Origin of the sequence: Peristeroidobacter agariperforans (genome assembly GCF_004138335.1) — a bacterium.
In the GTDB taxonomy this organism is placed as follows: Bacteria; Pseudomonadota; Gammaproteobacteria; order Steroidobacterales; family Steroidobacteraceae; genus Steroidobacter; species Steroidobacter agariperforans.
The window spans coordinates 816943-836937 of the sequence record NZ_RYFW01000003.1 but is presented as its reverse complement, the minus strand read 5'-3'; the positions used below and the strand labels follow the sequence as shown (position 1 = coordinate 836937).

Genomic DNA, 19995 nt, shown 5'->3' with positions numbered 1-19995 from the left:
GAAGGAGAAGCTCAAGGCCGGGTTGATTCGCTCAGAGGAACCCACCACCACGATTAACTGAGGACCGGGCGGGTGGGTGAGGAATTCTCAATGACCGCAGATGGGGAAATTTGAATGACCGTTGACAACGACCGCGGAATCGACGCAGCCGAGCGAGAAGCTCTTTAGCGCTTGGGCCATTCTCGATCACCAGCGTTCGCTTACCAGCCGCGCGCAGCACGACGTCATCACCCTCATGGAGGTTTAACGCCTCAACGATTGCTGCGGGCAGCCGAATCGCCAGACTATTGCCCCATTTGGAAATCCGCATCGCTCGGACCCTTGCGGAAACATAGATCATACGAAGTACATCCAGCGATCCGCCCTTGCGACCAAACTACGAGCACTAGATGCTAACGTATTCGCCGCACTTGCGGTCCGCGCTGTTTGCCAAGAGCGACAAGTCTCGCGATACGTGATATGTATCTAGGTGACCGTCGCGCTTAACGTCCTCACGCTGTGAACATAAGAAGATGACTAACGCGGCGTCAAAATCAGCCAGTGGCGCACCGATACCGCGAGGCACACTATTGATGGACCTCCTCGAGCATATTCAACAATTGCCAGAACAGCCGCCCGGCGAACTGACCGAATCAGATACTCGTGCTCGATTCATTTCGCCCACCCTTCAGTATCTAGGCTGGTTGGCAGGAGACATTCGCCGTGAACCCTATGCTGGCTGGACCGACTCCCGCGGCTATATTGACTATCTGCTTCTACTCAACAGCAAACCGGTTATGGTCGTTGAAGCCAAGAAGGCTGGTCGTAGCTTTGGGGTTCCGCGAAGCCTCGCATCGCAGAGAATTACTTCTTACAAGAAGCTTCGCGCCACTGCATCGGAAGATCTTAAGGAAGCGTTGGACCAGTGTTTGAGGTACTCCCAGCACACAGGCGCTAGGTATGCGTGTGTCACAAATGGATGCGATTGGTTGGTCTTCAAGCCGACGCATCCGGGCAGATCCCTTCCTGATGCTCGCGTTGTCATATTCAACGGCAAGGATCAGATTCTGAAAAGGCTGGACGAATTCATCGACACGCTTTCTCCCACTGCAATTGAAACCGGGAAATCCGAGAAAGGCCTGCTGGGGCGAGAGATTCAGGTTCCGGAGTTCGCGAAACGTCTTGCAGACGCATTCCCCTACACGCGAGACCTCACAATTGAAGAAGCCGACTATTCTGCAATTCTGGACCAGATTCTGAGCCGATATGTGTTCGAGCTTACTAGCGAACAAGACTTTCACGAGTGCTACCTGCCTGCAAAGGGAAACGCCTCCGTTTCGAAAGGGCTGACGCAACTGGTCGAGGGTAGGATCAACGCGTTTCGAACGCCTCCTAGTCAAAGCAGGTTGGAGTTGGATGCTGGGGACGTCGGCAAGTACCCTCTAGCAGATCACTTGACGGGTAGGACTATCATTCTCCATGGGGACGTCGGGGTCGGAAAAACGTCGTTCTTGAGGAACCTTGAGCTTGAGTTGCGCAAAGATGCACAGTTAGAGAAGGCTGTTTGGGTAAAAGCGAATCTCCTGCCATTTGTGGACCGGCCATTCGTTGCGGCCGAAGTTGACTCATTGTTAAAGCTATTATGTTCCACCCTTCTCCAAGAGCTCTCCAGAGTCACCGCCGACCTGAATCAAAGCTACGATCCTGATGTTTGGGATCACCTGAGAGATATCTACAACTCAGAAGTCCGCAGGTTTCAAAGGTCCCGCTATCCCGATTCCGACGATTCAGACAAAGAATATATACAAGCGGCACGGCAGTACATTTGGGATCTTAGCAATAAGGACCCTCAGGATCATTTGGTTCGCGTCATCAAATGGCTCACCAAAAACCGAGGAATGCCAACGTTCATTGTCCTGGACAACTCTGATCAGCTCGGACTCGATTTTCAAGAGTTCTTGTACAAAATTGCCGAGACGATCAAAGGATCAACTGCTGCCATAGTAATTCTGGTGCTGCGCACCGAGGCACTTAGTTCTCATGGAATCCGAGAGCATTCTCTCGCCTCCGTGCGTGAGCAGTACCTTATAAACAAGGCGCCACTAGCCGTGGTTCTTCAGCGCCGTTTCGCCCGGATCTTGAACTCGCTCCCCGTGGCTGAGGTTGCTTCGCCGATGAAGGTCGCAAGAGACAGAATTACTGTACTCATGGAAACTCTAAATCGAGAGGCCACACTTGGTAGCGAAGCGTTTCAGCTAGTCGAGGCCGCTGGCAATGGAAGTCTTCGCGACAGCTTGCGAGCTGTCGCCGCAATCTTTCGATCGTCTCCAGGAGCGATGGATCGGCTGGTGGCCGAGCAGTATGAAAACGGCCAAACAAGACTGGCTGTTGCACAGATCTTGCGCGCGCTTATGAAGGACGATGCCGGCATCCCCGAAGGGACGAAGCTTATCCCGAACGTCTTCAATGTCGAAGCACAGCTTCGTGTGCCTTATACCCTAGGGATTCGCCTGCTTCAGCAGGTGCAATCCAAGTCTTCGTACGGCGAGTATTCGGTAGAGAGCCTGTTGAACGACTTTAGCGTTGCAGGAATCGATAGAACCCTACTACACAAGGCACTTGACAGACTTCGGGCCGACCGGTTCTTGAGCGTACCCCACATGCTTAAGGAACTGCGGGAGGTGGACCCACTTCGCGTAACGAGGTTGGCGGACATCATCTTAGACACGATCCTGCGAGAGCGCAGCTACTTTGATCAAATGGCATTCAGAACGTACATCTACGAGAAGCAAACCTATCTCGACATCCGATCGGCTTGGACATCTGTTGCGCCTGAGCTGAGAACAAAGTTCTACGCCATAGGGCGGTTGTTTGGCAGGATGGTCATCGCTGATGATGAAGTTCTACAGATGCAAATGGACGCCGCGCTGCTCGAACCAATCGTTGCGGCACCTCTGCCGGGACTGCTCGCACCGGATTCCGAGTACCTGAAGGAATGACAAGACGGAACATCGCGGGCCGAACTTTCGCTTGCCTTCACCCCAATCACACCTAGGCCAACTGGGCTGAGCCTAGGCTTGAATAGCGTCGGCAACTTCGGCGGGCTGCCGCTTAACTACTCCTATTGCGGGACCGATGGCGGGTATCACGTCGCACTGCAAGTTTCTAAAATGCTCCATCACTTGTTCGGTTGCAAATGCACTTCGATCCTTTGTGATGAAGATCCGAGAGCCCTCGGCTTGGTGCGTTTCCAGGCCCGATTCGACTGACGCGAACACCACGGCATCCTGCGGCTCCAAACCAAACTCATCTTGAGCGGCAATCGATCGTGTGATCACGCTCTCATTCAAGGGAAGAATCGTAGAGCATTGGATCAAGCGAGAGAGTGTGGCTCTCAATCGGCTTGTCTGCGCAACTGCGCTAGCAGAGAAAACGTCAGAAATTGTCTGAGACGCTTGGACGAGATCGGCGTAGTCCTGCGATCGCGCAAGCTGCTTGAGCTGCCTGTCGAAATCATTTCTCGTTTGGTTCCGCTGTTTGCGCCACCGAGCGTATGTCTCAAACGGCTCGGTGAGTGAAAACGCGGGAATAAATAACTTGAGCTCTTGCTTCTCCGCACTAATAACGATCAACTCTGCTTCCTCTGCTTCCTCTGCTTCCTCCTGAAGAGCAGCGAGTTCAATTACGAAATTAGTCTCGACGAAGATCATCATATGCGGAATTCAGATCGAACATCTCCAAAGTGCATCTTTTTGTAGATTCCTGAATCCAAAAGCATCTTGTCTGGAGGGAAATCTGGATCCGGCTTCCGAATGCCAATTGCAAGATCTCGCAACCACGAGTGCACTGCGATTTGAATGCTTTCTTCGCCCACAAATGCACTATCGTCCAACCGCTTTAGGTACAGTTGGAACACTGGCTTAATGGGAACGGAAAAATCAGCAGGAGCGTCGAGTGGCGTCTCTTTCCGCCAAATAAATATCGAAGTTTTGAAGGCAATCGCCAAGAATGGGACATCGGCGACCATCTTGCTCTCGACTAGATTTCTTCGAAACCGAGCCGCCGCCGTCGGAGATGTCTCTTTCGCGGCCTTCGTCTCAACGACAAGGATGGGGCGTTCCCCTTTAGAGAAGACAATGATATCTGCGGTCTGGGTCATACGCCTGCGGAACGGATGCGGTTCTGCGCAGTATATCCTGCTAGCCACGCGGCTGCTCATCCGGGAGCGGCGCACGGACCGCTTGCGCGACGTCGAGCCGCCCACCCGACAATAAGTGCTAGAGGGCTACCAGCTCGGCGATTTTGGTGGCAATTACTGTCATTGAGTCTTCTTTTGTATCCAGGCCGCTTCGGGAGGCAAGCAACGGGCTGACGTTGCGGAGAGCTTCATACGTCGTGTTGTGCACGATGGGAACAAGCCGGTTCCCCGCCAGGAGGGCCGAAAGCTCCTTGTCGGCGACGCTCTCTTTGGGGAGGCGGTCCAGCAGCGCAGGGGTCACCAGGACGAGGCCGATGCGCGAGGCCGCCAAACCCTTGTCGATGGCGCGCATCATCGGCACGCCGAGGCCAAGGTCTTTCTCGCTGAACCAGACTTTGACACCCGCCGCCTCAAGCAGATCGTGCAACTGCTTGGCGGCCCCCTGTCGGTCGTCCCACGCGTGACACAAGAAGACGTCGCGAAGATCAGGCTGCTCCGCCGCCTTCGCCTCAACGGCAACACGGACTGGCGTCAGCGACTGCACTTGGGCTGGCGTATACGAGACGGAGGAACCGGCTCGCGACCAGCGCGGCCGTGCCCCACTGGAGGACCTGCTAGTACCACCGCCGCCGCTGCTATAGCCCCCTCCACTGCTGTTCGAGGAGGAGTAGGACGGGCTGTAGCCGCTACCGTAACTACCACTATAGCGGTAGCTACGGCCATAACGGCATGCCGGGCACTCCGCAGCGGCCGCCGCTGATTTGTGCCCACGTACTGGTGCTGTGCATTTAGCCAACTTCACTCCTGATGTGAATGTTTGTAAGTTGCGGTCTCTCTGCAGGGCCAATAGGCCTCTGATATTGAGAGAGGTCAAAAGACTTGACCGGTTAGCGATGCCCAACCAACCCCTTCAAGACGGTGAAACCGCGTGACGGTAACACCAGGACGGATGCGTAGACGCAGCCGAAGGAAGTCCGCTTTCCAGCCGTTGGAATCCGAACTTGGATCACCCGAGCAGAAATGTCGGTGCGCGCCCTGTTCCGATTGAATCTCGTCGTGGCCCAGTTACGAAAGCAGACTCCTTGCCGCGTGGCATGTCGCCACAGAGGTTCCTAAATGTCTGCTGACAGCCCCGAAGCAAACCGCCGCATTCTGCGTCGGCCAGAAGTCGAAGCCCGATGCGGGTTCAAGCGCGCTCATCTCTACAAACTGATCGAGGAAGGCAAGTTCCCTCGCCCGGTGCGGATCGGCGTCCGAGCAGTTGGCTGGGACTCCGTTGAGGTACATCAATGGATCGCCGACCAGCTGCAGCGACAAACCTAACTGTCGCGGGCATAAACGTTCGCGACGTAGCGCCCGCGGCCATCGCCATGGCCAAGATCTAGGGAGGTCGCGATGCGCGCCTCCCGCAGACTCAAGCCTTCATGGCGATACGCCTGCATACGCTCCTGCGCGAACGCGTAGCGGGCAGCATGACTTTGGAGCCCGGCTCGGCTGCAGAATTTGCTATATACGCTCGCTGCTTGTTTTAGGTCTTTTGTTTCTACGCCTTTGGCGCACGCCAAGAGATAGCGCCGTCCACTCGCCTCCAGTATCTCGCGCGCACGCTGCACAGCTGCCAGCGCCCGCCCGACGTCCGCCGGATGTACTTCGCGCATGCGGCCGCCTTTGGTGCCCTCGATCATGCGCGCACAGCCTCGCTCGGTAAGCTCGCGGTGCAAGCGGAGAAGCGTATCGATCCGGCCGGCACGGATGGCTTCGATTTCGCGAAGTCCAAGTGCTCGCTGCAACTCCAAAATTGCGCCAATGTCCGGCCTGCCCAATCGCTCCGCGCGTTGCTGAAACGACCGAATCTCCGCATCTGACAGCGGCTCCTTGGTGCCCTTGCGGCTGCCCTGGGGAATTCCGAGCGCTCGATTGCTGTACGCGGGATTGTCCGCCAATCCTTGCTTGCCGATGTGCCTCAGCACCGCACGCAGATGGCCCATTTCTTTGTCGACCGTTCGGCTTCCGATGCCGTTCGCGAGCCGATGGTCCACGAACGCCTGCAAATGCTTGCCGCCAATCTGCGCCGCGCAGTGAATCCCGAAGTTTGTTTCCCGCATGACCCTGGCGAACGTTCTGAACGTTCCGCTCCGGTCCTCCTGCGTTAGATGCGCACGACCCAATAGATAGTTGATCCTCTGAAGATCCGCCTGCAACTCAGTTTTCTTACTCATCACTCTCCTACCTCATCACTACGATCTGCACATCCGGGCAATCCCGGCAGGAAACATTTCCTGCCTTGATCCATCGCGAGCAGCCGGATGTGCTAGTCCGGTCTGTTGAGTTTCGTGGCCTCACAGCAGCACGTGCCGGTGGCATGTGCTGCTGCTCACGCGTATGCATGAGATCGAGGCTGCCCTTGGCGGGCCGCTCGCGGTGGCTGACATCGACATCGACAGAGGGAGCTTCGTTGCGAAGCTATGGTTGATTGCGTCCGTTGCAGACGCGGTGCCACTTTCTCGCATCGGCGAAAATGCGTTGCGGTGACAGTGAGTTGCGGCAGTGGGCCGTGTGCGTCACTTTCTCGGCTTCGCCGAAGACAGTGACGCACGCGTAGAGGAATGCTGCTGTTGGCGCAGCTTTGTTGTACTTACATTGTTAGAAGAATAGTTGCCGCAGGAGTCCACCGCTGGACAGCGGATTCGAGAAGAAAGGCGTCAGCGCCCGAGTGATGAATCATGACCACAGCCTGAATGGCTGCGCAGCTCTGCCTGGTCTAAAGCTGCTTGGGGTTGCCTGCAAACGCAGGCGGGGGTTACGACGATACCCTCGTCGTCAGGGAATATTCGTCGAGGTCGAGAATGCGCCAGCGGCTAGCGATCTGCAAACTTTCATGGTGAGTCCGCGCGCTCTGTGTCTGCTGAGTTCCGCCGAAGGCCGCGCGGCAGCGATTGACGATTCCGGTCGCTGAACTTTGCGCAGGTGCGGCGCTCGACCGCTGCCCGCGCCCCTGGACCACTTAGCGACTCTCTCCCCTGGTAAACCTCTTGGTCCGGCTGCGGCAAGGCGCTACCGTGCCGGTGAGTTCAGAACATCGGCAGACTGAATGGCTCCGTGTTCTGTGAAGGCATACGGCAGATGCTTCACGTTGTACCCCCAATCTTTAAGATCGCAATTTGCGATCTTGAACGTTCGGCCTCGTCGCGGGGTTTTCACGCGGTAGATCGCTGCAAGGTCGCGATCCAGGCTGCCGCCCTCCCTATGCAATTTGCCCCAACTCGATAGGCTGGATCTTCGGGCGCTTCCTCTTCTGTGCATGCCAGAGATCGTAAGCCACCTGCATGCGCATCCACGTCTCCGCAGAGCCACCCAGTGCTGCGGCAAGTCGGATCGCCAACTCGGCGCTCACGGCCGCCCGATTGTTCACCACGCGAGAGAGCATGACGCGAGACACGCTGAGTCGCTTGGCGAACTGGGTCACGGTCATTTCGCGGAGCACGGTGTCCCGCAGGACGCTTCCGGGATGGGGCGGGTTATGCATCTTCATCATGGATGTTTGCTGCTGATAGTAATGTGGCGGATGGTCCGTATAATCGTCGCATCTCCCCGCCGGGCTACGGACGGCGGAAAAAGGGGCTAAACCTTCGGGTTGGCCCCTTTACCTTTTCTGAGGCACTCAAATGGCCTCAGACGTGCGTCTGAGGCCGTCCGGTTATTGACCGACTTCGATGCGGTCCCTTACCCCTCCCCCATTTCACACCGCCTCACGATTGCCGTGGCCATCATTTAGCACCGCCTTGCGCGGCGAAGTACTCGGTAAGCGCCGCCAAAACCTCTTCGACGAGTGTTCGAGCCGTCCGGATGACGGACGCGATGGCACCTGGGTATCGCTCGATGTTCTCCGGTTGCACTAAGTCTTCCGCGACCTTGAGGAGATCAATTGCTTGCTTCAGGCAGACCAGCTCATCCGTGATCGGTCTCTCGTCGGCGCCACTCATTTGGCACCTCCTGAGCGACCGCCGTTGCTGTCTTCGAGCACGTCGATGATCCGGACGACGAAGCGCTGCTGCGTCTTCGACAGCGCCTGCAACCGCTCTGCGTGCCTCACACAACGCGGAGACAGTCGCCCCTTTCGCTCGTGTAGCGGCTTGGACATGCGGACGAGGTCCCCGACCGGGGTTGAAAATATCCTCGCGAGCTTGGCAAGCACGAGGACCGAGATGCGACGATCGCCGAGTTCGTACGCGAACACGGCCTGCTGTGATACGCCGATGGCGCGCGCCAGCTCCGCTTGCGTCATGCCTCGCGACTTGCGAAGCGCCATGACATGCGCGCCGAGTGATTTGAAGTAGGCGCGGCTCTCCTGCTTGATCATGGCCGTACCTCCGTGTCGGCGACCTCAGACGCGATGAAGCTCACCGCGTCCGCCACGTCGTCGATCATCTCCACGACGACGCTGACCGCGTCGGCCAAACTAAACTCGAAATCCTCCTCATACTCTGCGACGTACTGAATACATGCCAGAACGGCGGCAGCCTTCTGCAGACGCCGAACCTGACCGTTGAGACGCTCTCTGACCGAATCCTCTTGGTCGCTCATGCCGGCCCACCCAGCCGCCCGACAATGGGCGGCGCATAGGCAGCCAGCGGCGACGGAGTAATATCTCCCGTAACCATGACTTGCACCTCAGATGCGGTTGTGGCCAGGTCGTCGCCGGTGTTAGCGCACCGGCGACGACCGCTCACGGCAGCAGGCAGTCAAAAGCGGGGGTATTTCCGGGGGGAACTTTCTTCAGTCTCAACCGCGAATCTTGCGCAATTCAGCGCGGATCCGCGCATTTTGGAGGGTCGCCGCCTCCACCATCACCTGTTCCTGGCACGAAGTCTAGGTCCGGCGCCGTCGCACTTCACATAGTTGCTAGATCGATCCCTAACCAACGAGCAGAGTCACAGTTGGCATGGCATTGAGGGCGTTCGTGTGGAGTGTGGGACACTCCTGGCCGATCGCCGACCGACGCTTTCGATCTAGAGCAGCCACTGAAACGATATCCGATTAGATTCGCTCCGGCGTTAGCCGTTGCTGACGTTACTTTTCAGTATATGATTGAAAATCACCTTAAACGCTGCGCATCGCGAGCCGCTGGGTCAGGGAGGAAGAACCATGTTCGAACGATTGGGCCGCCGAGCCTATCAGATGAGTTGTGAGCTACTCATCGCCCTGGCCGCAATGTGGTGCACCACTGCCGCAGCACAAAATGCTAACAAGAGCGACACATCCAATTTGTCATCACGAATAACACGAGTGAATGTATGTGTTACAGCCGAAGGCGTTGTTGAGAGCGCGAAGGTAGTTCGAAGCTCAGGGAACAAGCATATCGATGAGGGTGCGTTGAAAATGGCCTATGGTGGTAAATTCCACCCAGCAACGCGCAAGGGCGAGGCCGTGCCAGCATGCATGGACATGGATGTGAGATTTGTGCTCAAGGACGAGGAATCGGCGGAGGCTCCGACAACCGAGAAGATCATGCAGGACGCGGTGAAGTAGCGCTGGACGCATATTCGCCTGCATCGACGGATGACCGTTTTGGGCCGATGCCGTGTGAAAACTCTCAGCCCATCTCCGGGCGGCCTCACAAAACAAGAGGTAGAAGCGTCCTCGCAGTCTCTGAAAATCCCGAAAGGACTCCCCGAGCCAGCGCACGCAAAGGCACGCGCGGCCCGAGGCTGTCAGCCTGAATCAGGACTCCTGCGCCAGGATGTCATCGTACTCGACCCCGGCTCAATACATCACCGGGCCATAACGCCCAATGCCATGCGAGATGTCGCTAGCTTCGAGCACCAGTTCATCGTTCATGTAGACACGCAGTTGCGCGCCCACCGCTTCGAAGCGAGCGCGGTACCAAGTATTGCCAGCCACGGTGAAGCTAGGCGCGTGACAGCCGCTGCGACTCTTGGATCGCTTGCTGCGGCGTAGAAAAGAACCGTGCTTCGAGCTCCGCGACCGAGAGCGGCTTGGCCAACAGGAAACCTTGCACTTCGTGGCAGCCCCGAGCCAGAAGCCACTCCAGCTGCCCCTGCCGCTCCACACCTTCGGCGGTCACCACCAGATTCAAGCTGTGCGCCAACGACAAGATCGCGCTCGCCACCGCCGCATCGCCTGGCGAGTTATCGATGTCACGCACGAACGCCTTGTCGATCTTGATCCGGTCCGGCGGGAATCGCGTGATATAGGCAAGCGATGAATAGCCGGTGCCAAAATCATCCAACGCAATCCGGCAACCCAGCTGGCGCAAGCGCTTGAGTGCGCCCTGCACCGTCGCCGAATCCTTGATCAACAACGACTCCGTCAGCTCGACTTCGATCAACGACGCCGGCACATTTGCCGCCCTTGCTTCGGTCTCCACGACCTTGGCGGGATCGCCGTGCAAGAGCTCCTTGCCAGAGCAATTGATCGCAACCGGCAGCACGATGCCTCGATCCAGCCACTTGCGCAGTTGTCGACACACAGCGCGCACCACCCAGCCGCTCATGTCCAGGATCAAACCGCTGTCTTCGGCGATCTCGACGAAGCGATTCGGGGATATGTCGCCGTACTCGGCATCGCGCCAGCGAAGCAACGCCTCGACGCCGACCAGCTGACGATCCTGGATCCGGAACTTCGGTTGGAACACCAGGCTCAGCAAATCGTTGTGAACCGCCTTGCGTAGTCGGCTTTCCAGTTCGAGCCAGTCCCGCATCCTCGCGCTCATAGCGGGCGCGTACGAAGCAACGGCGCCGGAGGTTGCCTTGGCGTGATACATCGCCGTATCCGCATGTTTGAACACCGTGGCTACGTTCGCACCATCATCTGGATAGACCGCCACGCCAATGCTTGGCGACGAGTAGAACTCGAGCGCATCGTGAGTAATGGCAAGCTTGAAGGCTTCGGCGCATCGGCGTGCAATTTCTGTCGCGGCTTCGCGAGCAGCAGCCCGCCGCATCACCACGACGAATTCGTCGCCACCGAGTCGCGAAATCAATACTCGCTCCGGCTCGATACTGAAATCATTGACCGTGCGAACCAGTCGATCCGCGAAGGCGCGCAACACAGCGTCGCCCATCGCGTGACCGAATGAATCGTTGACGCGCTTCAGGCTGTTGAGATCGATGTAGACGACCGCCACGTCCTCCTGCAACTGCTCGGCGGCAGCGAACATGGTCGCGGCGGTTTCCATGCAGCGCTGCCGGTTGGGCAACCCCGTCAACGTGTCGTAATAAGCCAAGCGCTCGATGCGTTCAGTGCTCGCAATCAGCGCTCGCGCGCTGGCCGCGTTACGCAGAATGTATTCGAGACGCCTGGGCAAGAGCGCCCAATTCACCGGCTTGGAAACGAAGTCGGTGGCTCCCGCCTCGAACGCCAACGTGATGGCCTGCGAATCTTCGTGGCCAGTCACCATGACGATCGGCGTGGTCGCAAACCGAGCATCTGAGCGCAGTCGACGACAGACGTCATACCCATTGAGGCCGGGCATATCGACATCGAGCAGCACGATGGACACTTGGTGGGTCAGCGCGGCCGTAAGCGCATCTGAGCCATTGTCGAAAGCCAGCGCGTCGAGGCCCACCTCTGCCGCGGACTCCTCGAGCAACACGCGTCCGGTGGATTCGTCATCGGCGATGATAGCCAGGCCGGGGTGTCGGTCTGCCGTGCTCATGCGCTGGCCTTTAATGTCAGCCCCAGCAAGGCATCCATCAGTGGCGCATGCGCCGCCTGTATCACCTCATGCAGCTCGGCGGCCTGCTGTTGCTCGCCGGCGATGCATAGTTGCTCCAGATGACGCAGCTCCTGGCCGTATGCCAACGCGCCCACGTTCGAAGCACTCGATGCCAGCTTGTGACAAACCCCAGCGGCGGCCGTCAAATCCTGTGACTTCATCGCGGCGCTCAGTTGTTCGAGCGACTCCACCGATCCCGTTCTGAACAGTTCAACGAGCTTGGCGTACAAGTCCGTGTGACCACGGGCACGCAGCTTTCGCATCGACGCGACCGCTGCCGCATCGACGCTCGCAAGCGCATTCTGCTTCGCAGGCGCGACGGACAATTTGATTGCCGCTGCCGCTATATCGGCTTGCGGTGCAGCCACCCACTTGCGCAACAGGCGCGCGCACTCCTCCAACGTGTAAGGTTTGGTGAGAATGTCGTCCATGTCGGCACGCAAACATCTGTCACGATAGGCGATCGCATCGTGCGCGGTAAGGGCGACGATCGGCGTACGTTCGCCCTGCTTCGCTCGCTGTCGAATCAACCGGGTCGCAGTGAAGCCATCCATGTCGGGCATGTTCAGATCCATCAGGATCAGGTCGAAGCGCTCGCCGGCGCCGCGCGCCACGGCTTCGTTACCGCTCTTCGCCCACACGCTCGTACACCCCAGGCTTGCGAGATACCCCTCGGCAACCGCCGCATTGACCGGCTCATCCTCGACGAGCAGGACGTGGCCTTTGATCGATGGCGCATCGCTCGTCAGGTCGCGAGACGACTGTGCCGGCGCCAGCTCCACTCCAGTAACGACTGCAAGCGCCTCACGCAGGGCGATCCGGTGCACGGGCTTGAGAACGATAATCTTCTCATCGAGCAGCGCGCGAAGATTGTTCGACTCGGCCTCGGCGTTGGTGGCGATAACGATGAGCCTCGGCCACGACGCCTGGCTCGCCAGCAAATGCTTCAGGTCTTCCGCATGCGTGCTGGCGTCGAGAACCGTGATCTCGTCCGACACCGTCGATGCACTATCGGCGGGCGTTAAGCCCAACGACGCCACGTGACGCGTGAGCGACTCCCGCAGTGAGGTGCGACGCGTGAGGATACGCACGTTACGGCGAGGCAAAGCCGCGTCGGGCGTCGCAGGCGTGGCAGCAACCGCTAACGGCAAAGACAGGTGGAACGTTGAACCGACCTGCGGTGCACTCTCCACGGTGATCTCGCCGCCCATGATGTCTGAGAGCTCGCGACAGATCGCTAGGCCCAGGCCTGTGCCACCGAACTTGCGAGTCGTCGTCTCATCGGCCTGCGAGAATGGCTCGAAGATGCGCTTTACGGCCGCTTCGTCCATACCGATGCCGGTATCGGTCACGGAAATTCGCGCGACCGCCCGATCCTCCGCTGTCACCGTCACGTCGGCCCGCACGACGACTTCACCCTGCGATGTGAACTTCACCGCGTTGCCGACGAGATTCATGACGATCTGCCGCACACGCAGTGGATCACCGAGCAGTACTCGTTCGCCATGCACGGGCGGACACACGATCAGCTCGATGCCTTTGCCCTCGGCGGCCCCCGCAAACAGACTGGTGCACTCTTCCAGCACCTGTCCAAGGTCGATGGGCAGCGCTTCGAGCGCCACCTTGCCCGCACGGATCTTCGACAGGTCCAGCAAGTCATTCACGATCTGCAGCAGGATCTGCGCCGAGGAACGAATGGTCTTGGTGAGATGCGATTGCGTCGCCGACAGCTGCGTCCGTGACAACAGTTCGGTCATGCCGACCACGCCGTTCATGGGCGTGCGCAGCTCGTGACTCATGCGATCGAGGAAGTTGCTCTTGGCTTGCGCGGCCTCGGCAAGCTGGCGATTGCTTTCGACGAGCTCCCGCGTCCGCAGCTTCACTTCGGCGTCCAGCAATTCGCGCTGCTGCACCACTGCTTGATATTTGCGACGCTGTCGGTGCGCTCGATACAGAATCACACCGAGGATCAGGGCCGCGTACACGGCATAAGCCCAAGGCGATTGCCACGGCGCCGGGGCGCGATCGATCGTGAGTCTCAGCGGCTGCTCGCTCCACCCGGATTCGGAGGTCGCGGCTCGAACTTCGAGCACATGCTCACCTGCAGGCAAAGTCGTCAAGGTCACTCTGCGCTGACTGCCCAGATCGATCCAGTCATCGCTCAAGCCTGGCATGCGGTACGACAGTCGATTGTGCCGTGTCGAGCCGAAATCCAGCACGCCGAAATCGAGCGACATGATGCTGTCTCGATAGCTCAGCGGAATGCTCCCCAGCAACCAGAATGGCGTGCCACTGCGCATGCGCAGGCCAAGGACGTCGACGTTCGTGAGTGCGAGCCGCGGCGGCTGACGGTTCTTGCTCAACCGGGTGGGATCGAAGATATTGAAGCCGCCCGGACCGCCGAAACACACGCGGCCGTCGCGCAGGCGGTGATAAGCGCCGAAGGCAAACTCCTCGCCTTGCAAGCCGTGCTCGCGATGGTAGACCTTGATTGCGCCGCTGCCGGGATCGAAACGCATCAGACCGGCATTGCCGCTGAGCCACAGCGAACCCGCGTTGTCGGCCACGATGCCATACAGCGTATCGCTCGACAGCCCTTGCTCGCGCATCAATGTTTTGAAGCGGATCTGCTCCGGGGCCGCGGACGAGCCAATAACCTGTGCCAGGCCACCGCCGTCCGTTGCGACCCAGACGCGGTCGCGTGCGTCGACGGTCACGCCGTAAATCACGTTCACTGCCAGCGACGCGGTGTCATTCGGATCGTTCTTGAACACCTTCACAACATGCCCATCGGCGCGCGCGAGGTTCAGGCCGTTCGTGGTGCCGATCCACCAATGGCCGCGACCATCTTCAGCGAGCGAAGTCACCTCGGCGGAACTGACGTCTCCAGGCTGGGCGCCGAAGGGCAATTGACGAATCGCGCCGGACGCCGGATCGAGCACGTTCAATCCGCCGCCGAAAGTGCCGATCCAGATCTGACCGCTGCGGCTTTCCGTGATGTTCATGATACCGGCAGCGCTGGTCGCGCGCGGGTCACCCGCTTTCACGGGGATCGATTCGATACGGCCGTCCGTGGTCAGCTTCTTCAAGCCACCGGTCATCGTGCCAATCCACAACGTGCCGAGGTGGTCCTGCAGGAGTGACATCACGCGCTCGTCGCGCAGAGCTCGGGCATCATTCGTGAAGTTGTCGAGCGAGATCGCCTCGTTCGTGCGCGGATCGATCTGACGCAAGCCGCCATCGAGTGCGGCAATCCAAACGCGGCCATCGCCAGCATCGGCGAATGCGTTCACCGGTCCGCTCCCCACCCATTCCGGGCGCTGACCGCCGAGTTCCCAACTGCGCGGATTCCAACGGCTCACGCCACCGGTGCGCGTGCCGATCCACATCACCCCAGCCTGATCTTCGTACAGCGACATGACGAACGAGTCGCGCAACGACTCGGGCTTGGTATCGTCGTGTCGGAAGTGCGTGAACCGACCGCTGGCGCGATCGAGCAGCTCGAGTCCATCCGCCGTGCCTACCCACAAACGTCCGGCCTGGTCTTCGAGCACGCTGCGAACATCATCGTTGCTGAGCCCGTGGGAGTCGCGACCCTGGCGATATGCAGCCAGCAGCCCACCTTCGCGATCCAGCCGCGTCAGGCCGATCTTGTAGCTACTCACCCACACCGCACCGCTCTTGTCCTCGAGCACGTGCGATATTTCTTGGCCGATTAGCGAGCCGGGCGCGCCGGCCGGAGGGCCGAATGGAACGATCGATTCATCCCGGTGCCGCCACAGGTCGAGCCCGGCCTGCGTGCCGATCCAAACATCCCCCGAGCGGGCGAGCGACAGGGTGAAGATGCGATCGCTGCTGAGCGCAGCCCGACCGCGGCCTATCGAGCGTAAATGCCGAATGCTGCCGGAAAGAGGCTCGAGCACGTCGACGCCTGCATCGCTGGTGCCGATCCAGACCTGCCCGCGCGCGTCGATCAGAAGCGAGCGGACGCTATCGCTGGCCAGCGAGTTGGGATTGGACGGATCGTGACGATAGCTGATGAACGTGTCGGACTTGCGCTGCCAGCGCGCTACCCCGCCGTCGCGGATCGCGATCCAGAGATCGCCGCTCGCATCCTCGGCGATGTCCCAGATGTAATTGCCGGATAGCGTGCCCTGCTCGCCGCGAACGGCGGCATAGCGGTGCAGCAGATGACCATCGTAGCGGACCAGGCCATCCTCGGTGCCCAGCCAGACAAAGCCCTGCGAGTCCTGCAGAGTGACCATGACCGTCGACTGCGGCAAGCCCTCGGCGGTAGTCAAATGTTCCAGAATGAGCGCCGGAGCATCGGCCGCGCTAGCGATCGATGCTCCGAATAACCAACCAGCGATGATCAATGACGCCCGCCAGGCGCGCGTCAGCGGATTTGCGCTCACGGGCACAGCTTGCCCGATGTTTCCAAACACAACCGCTGACTGGTTGGAGAATCAACAGTCACGGCGCCAGGACTGCACGACGCGCGTCACAGTCCTGTGCAAATATCGATTATTCGTTCGGCACCCACGAAGCGATGGAAGCCGAGCGCGCGCCGGTGGCGTAGCTCTGGGACAACGCTTCCCACCACGCCAGGCCTTTACTCCAGGTGTAGCCCTTGCTCCAGGTAAAGCCCTTCGACCAGGTGAAGCCCTTGCTCCAGGTATAGCCCTTGGACCAGGTGTAACCCTTGCTCCAGGTGTATCCCTCGCTCCACACGTAGCCCTTGCTCCAGGTGTAGCCCTTCGACCAGGTGTAACCGTCGGCATCGACCGCGTCGCCCCAGGCGGTGCTGTCCATATCCATGATCACATAGTTGCCGGCGTCATCGATGTTGGCCGGGCCGCCGAAGTGCGCGCTGCCGTCCAGATCGGCTTGCAGATCCAAGCCGCGATTGGCGCAGCCGGTCGCCGAACTGTTGACCGCCGCGACGGCGTTGATCAAGCCTGCGCCCTGCTGAAACACGCTGTAGGCGAGCTTCCCGTGCTCATCGATCGCAGGCCGCGTCGAAGCCAGCAGACGGCACTTCACCGTGTCCGGCGTCAAGCTCGGATCGGCTTGTAACATCAGCGCGACGACACCCGTGGTCACCGCCGCTGCTTGTGACGTGCCCGACATCGTGAACAGATTGCTCGCGAGGTTCATCGAGTCCTTATCCAGGTTCGCCAGATAGCTGCTGCTCGGCATGGAAGACGCGATGTGACCGCCCGGCGCCAACAACTCCGGCTTCACGAAGCCTTCGTAGGTCGGGCCGGCAGATGAGAACGAAGCGAGACGATCGTCAGTCGCGTTGTACGGCGTATTGTTGTCGGTCAACGCACCGACCGTGATCACGTATGGCACGTTGCCGGGCACGGAGATCGTCATCGGGCTCGGGCCTTCGTTGCCCGAGGAGACCACCACTACGATGCCCGCGCGCCACGCGGCCATGACGGCCTGATTCAACGGATCGTCCCAGTAATTCGACACCGGCGGCGCGCCGAACGAAAGGTTGAGCACGCGAATCTTGTACTTGGCGCGATTGGCGACAATCCAGTTCACGCCGGCGATCACGTCGGTATAACGGCCCGCGCCTTCGCCGTTGAAAGCGCGCACCAGCACCAGGTTCGCCGACGGCGCGATACCGGAATAGCTGCCATTGAGGGCTTGCGAACCGCTAGCCGCGATCGCAGTCACGTGTGTGCCGTGACCATAGGGATCGTCTTTGATGGCACGATTGCCATCGGTCACATCGACCGACGCCAACACGCGGTTGCCGTAGTTCTGGCTCACGTCCTGCCAGAAACCAGTATCGAGCACAGCAATGGTCACGCCCTTGCCCGTGACGCCGGCGGAGTGCAGCGAATCGGCGCCAATCAGCTGCGGATAGTTGGTCTCATAAAGCAGGCCGAGCGTGTTCAGGGCTTTGCCATCCTTCAACTGCTGTTGGGCGCTCAACTGCCTCACCAGCGGCGAAGTGAGCGTGCTGGTCAGATAGCTCTGCAGCAGCGGCGACACGATAGGTGTCGTGGCTTGCTGAGTTAGCTTGATGAGCGAGCTGCTGCCCAGTACTCCGCCCAACGAACCGAACAATCCGCCGCGCGGGCTCACGTCGCGATCGTCGAACACACGGACACTCGAATCGGCACGCAGCGTGGCGACCTGGTCCGGCGTGAGATGCGCTGCCACGGCATTGATGACATCCAACTCACGCTCGGGCGCGACGCCCACTGAGCGCAAGCGCTCAGAGGCGGCTTCTGCCGATTTGCTCTGGACGATGTATGACGAGCGGACGGGCGCCTCTGCCATCGCAGTTCCGGCGGCAACCAACGCAGTCAATATCAATGCAGTCGAACGCATTCGCATGGGTGACTCACGAGTGCGGGACGGCTGTGTCCCGTATTAGCTATTTCACTCGAAAGCAGCGATGTCCGCGTCGTAGTGGTCGCGCGAAACCTGCGGGTGCTTGCGACGCAGTTCGCATAATGGGGTGTTAAATTCCGCGTCGTTGCTGGTTCTGTTATATCGCGGCAAATACGTCGCCACTGCCGTAACGGCAGCCCATTTCCACGAGCGCGTCGCGCAGTTCCTGGGTGTCGACGCCGGCCGCCATCGGCGCCAGCCCGAGAGCATGAGCAATCCCCATGGTCGCTCGACACACTTTGCGCGCCGTCTCATCTCGCAACAGCGCAGTCGTCCAGGAACGATCCAGCTGCAAGCCCGAAATGGGGGCACTGGCCAGAGATGGCAAAGACGCCACAGCGCGCGCCGCTTCGTCCACGACGATCTGCACTCCCCGCTTCTGCAATGCGCGCAGTGCGTGAACCTCGCGAGCAACGAACGCCTTCTCGGCGATGCGCAGCTCGAGTCGCTCCGCGGGTAGAACATTTCTCGCCAGCACCCGCTCGACATCCACGACGAATTGCTCGTGAAAAATATGATCGCGCAGCGGACCGAAGGACACTTTCACATCCTGCGAATAGTGCCGCGACTGCTCAGCGAACTCGTCCACGAGCGCATCCAGCGCCATTCTGGACAACTCCACCGCCAGACCGGTGGCGACCGCGATGCGCAGGAACTCGGCAGGCGCAATGTCACCCCGCAGCGGATGATGCCAGTTGAGATACGCGACGGTGGCCACCTGCGCGCCCGTGACCAGGTCATGACGGCCGACGTAGCGAAAGCGAATGTCACGATTGGCGATGGCATCGCGCAGCTCGCGCCCCAGATCGAGGCGCGACAACGAGCGCATTTGCATGGCTTCGCTGTAGAACGATGGTCGCGTAGTCGCTGCTCGCCGGGCCTCTCCAACAGCCGTGCGCGCGTGCTCGAGCAGACCCTCCGCCGAGGATGCATCCACCGCCGACAATGCCACGCCGATATGCGGCATGAGTCTGAATTCAACTTCGCCGGATGGAATCGGCGCTCGCAAGTCCAGGCTCAGCTCCTGAAGGCTCGCTTCGACCGCATCGTGATCTGCTGTATTTAGAACCACCGCGAGCTCGTTCTCTCGCAGCTGGCCCGAGTAGTTGGTCTCGGCCGCGCCGAGACGGTCGTTGACTCGGGCCATGACGACGCTCATGACCTCTTCGGACACGGGCACGCCCAGGGTCCGGGCGATCTCGGAGATTCCTTCGAGATGGACGACCGCGCAGGCGATTGGCATCTCACGCAGCACCGACGTGGCCAGCGAATCATTCAAACGGCGCAAGAAACCGCGACGGTCCAGTCCGAGCCATCGAGGCTCATCGGCGGCGACGTCACTTTCTCGGTTCGACTCCGACAGCACCGGACGAATCACGCCGATGGCGCGGTTCGGGCCCTGCGGAGAGATTCTCAACTCATAACTATGCCCATGCTCCTGAAAGCGTGTTTCTACAGGAGCGCGGCCGGCGATACTCCGGCGTAACAGGCGTTTGATGAGCGCCGCCGTGGTCGGCGACCAGATCTGCTCGACCTTGTCGCCCGCATCCATGCCCTCGCGACGAAAGTCAGGCACGGCCTGCCCGCCCGCATGCGCGACGACCGTGCCGTCGCGATGCATCAGGAATACCAGATCGGGCAGCAACTCGATGAGAACTGCGGACAT

The 19995-nt window shown here is 59.7% G+C and carries 17 protein-coding genes; 3 read left to right on the top strand and 14 right to left on the bottom strand.

Features of this window, described 5'->3' with window-relative positions:
* Positions 1–31 precede the first annotated feature (31 nt).
* Positions 32–310, bottom strand: coding sequence for an AbrB/MazE/SpoVT family DNA-binding domain-containing protein (locus EK373_RS34140; RefSeq protein WP_129647327.1), 279 nt, complete (start codon positions 308–310; stop codon positions 32–34).
* Positions 311–572: 262 nt separating this feature from the next.
* Between EK373_RS34140 and EK373_RS25750 the strand changes: the two genes are divergently transcribed.
* Positions 573–2978 carry an AAA family ATPase gene (locus tag EK373_RS25750; RefSeq protein WP_198683640.1) on the top strand — a complete coding sequence of 802 codons (2406 nt, stop codon included), beginning with the start codon at positions 573–575 and terminating at the stop codon, positions 2976–2978.
* Between the two features lie 72 nt (positions 2979–3050).
* On the opposite strand, the gene EK373_RS25745 is transcribed toward EK373_RS25750, so the two are convergent.
* The 3 genes from EK373_RS25745 to EK373_RS34435 form a co-directional block, all read right to left on the bottom strand.
* Positions 3051–3692, bottom strand: a complete 642-nt coding sequence (locus EK373_RS25745; protein ID WP_129647325.1) for a hypothetical protein — start codon at positions 3690–3692, stop codon at positions 3051–3053.
* Positions 3689–4138 (bottom strand): hypothetical protein, encoded by a 450-nt coding sequence (locus tag EK373_RS25740; protein ID WP_129647324.1) that lies wholly within the window; start codon positions 4136–4138, stop codon positions 3689–3691. The genes EK373_RS25745 and EK373_RS25740 overlap by 4 nt, the downstream gene beginning before the upstream one ends.
* Positions 4139–4256: 118 nt before the next feature.
* Positions 4257–4973 carry a toll/interleukin-1 receptor domain-containing protein gene (locus EK373_RS34435; protein WP_129647323.1) on the bottom strand — a complete coding sequence of 239 codons (717 nt, stop codon included), beginning with the start codon at positions 4971–4973 and terminating at the stop codon, positions 4257–4259.
* Between the two features lie 320 nt (positions 4974–5293).
* Here EK373_RS34435 and EK373_RS25730 point away from each other — a divergent pair, with 320 nt between their 5' ends.
* On the top strand, positions 5294–5500 hold the full coding sequence (locus tag EK373_RS25730; protein WP_129647322.1) for an AlpA family transcriptional regulator: 207 nt from the start codon (positions 5294–5296) through the stop codon (positions 5498–5500).
* Here the strand turns inward: EK373_RS25730 and EK373_RS25725 are convergent.
* The 5 genes from EK373_RS25725 to EK373_RS25705 form a co-directional block, all read right to left on the bottom strand.
* Positions 5497–6396: an integrase domain-containing protein gene (locus EK373_RS25725; RefSeq protein ID WP_129647321.1), complete on the bottom strand. Its 900-nt coding sequence runs from the start codon at positions 6394–6396 to the stop codon at positions 5497–5499. The two genes, EK373_RS25730 and EK373_RS25725, sit on opposite strands and share 4 nt — an antisense overlap.
* 1025 nt (positions 6397–7421) lie before the next feature.
* Positions 7422–7712, bottom strand: a complete 291-nt coding sequence (locus EK373_RS25720; RefSeq protein ID WP_129647320.1) for a HigA family addiction module antitoxin — start codon at positions 7710–7712, stop codon at positions 7422–7424.
* Between the two features lie 232 nt (positions 7713–7944).
* The gene (locus tag EK373_RS25715; protein ID WP_129647319.1) at positions 7945–8160 is read right to left on the bottom strand and encodes a hypothetical protein; all 216 of its coding nucleotides are present in this window, start codon (positions 8158–8160) and stop codon (positions 7945–7947) included.
* Complete coding sequence (locus tag EK373_RS25710; RefSeq protein WP_129647318.1) at positions 8157–8537, bottom strand: helix-turn-helix transcriptional regulator; 381 nt, start codon at positions 8535–8537, stop codon at positions 8157–8159. The genes EK373_RS25715 and EK373_RS25710 overlap by 4 nt, the downstream gene beginning before the upstream one ends.
* A complete protein-coding gene (locus EK373_RS25705; protein WP_129647316.1) occupies positions 8534–8761 on the bottom strand; it encodes a hypothetical protein in 228 nt (75 codons plus the stop codon). The genes EK373_RS25710 and EK373_RS25705 overlap by 4 nt, the downstream gene beginning before the upstream one ends.
* A gap of 561 nt (positions 8762–9322) precedes the next feature.
* Here EK373_RS25705 and EK373_RS25700 point away from each other — a divergent pair.
* Positions 9323–9706: an energy transducer TonB gene (locus EK373_RS25700; protein ID WP_129647314.1), complete on the top strand. Its 384-nt coding sequence runs from the start codon at positions 9323–9325 to the stop codon at positions 9704–9706.
* A gap of 234 nt (positions 9707–9940) precedes the next feature.
* Here EK373_RS25700 and EK373_RS33180 read toward each other — a convergent pair whose 3' ends face one another.
* From EK373_RS33180 to EK373_RS25680, 5 genes are all read right to left on the bottom strand, one after another.
* Entirely contained in the window at positions 9941–10078 is a 138-nt protein-coding gene (locus tag EK373_RS33180) for a LamG domain-containing protein (RefSeq protein ID WP_157994535.1), read from the bottom strand.
* Positions 10079–10085: 7 nt separating this feature from the next.
* A complete protein-coding gene (locus EK373_RS25695) occupies positions 10086–11855 on the bottom strand; it encodes a putative bifunctional diguanylate cyclase/phosphodiesterase (protein WP_129647312.1) in 1770 nt (589 codons plus the stop codon).
* Positions 11852–16330 (bottom strand): two-component regulator propeller domain-containing protein, encoded by a 4479-nt coding sequence (locus EK373_RS25690; protein WP_129647310.1) that lies wholly within the window; start codon positions 16328–16330, stop codon positions 11852–11854. Before EK373_RS25690 ends, EK373_RS25695 begins: the two co-directional genes overlap by 4 nt.
* Positions 16331–16439: 109 nt before the next feature.
* The gene (locus EK373_RS25685) at positions 16440–18272 is read right to left on the bottom strand and encodes a S8 family peptidase (protein ID WP_129647308.1); all 1833 of its coding nucleotides are present in this window, start codon (positions 18270–18272) and stop codon (positions 16440–16442) included.
* A 154-nt stretch (positions 18273–18426) separates the two neighbouring features.
* Positions 18427–19995 carry an EAL domain-containing protein gene (locus EK373_RS25680; protein WP_129647306.1) on the bottom strand — a complete coding sequence of 523 codons (1569 nt, stop codon included), beginning with the start codon at positions 19993–19995 and terminating at the stop codon, positions 18427–18429.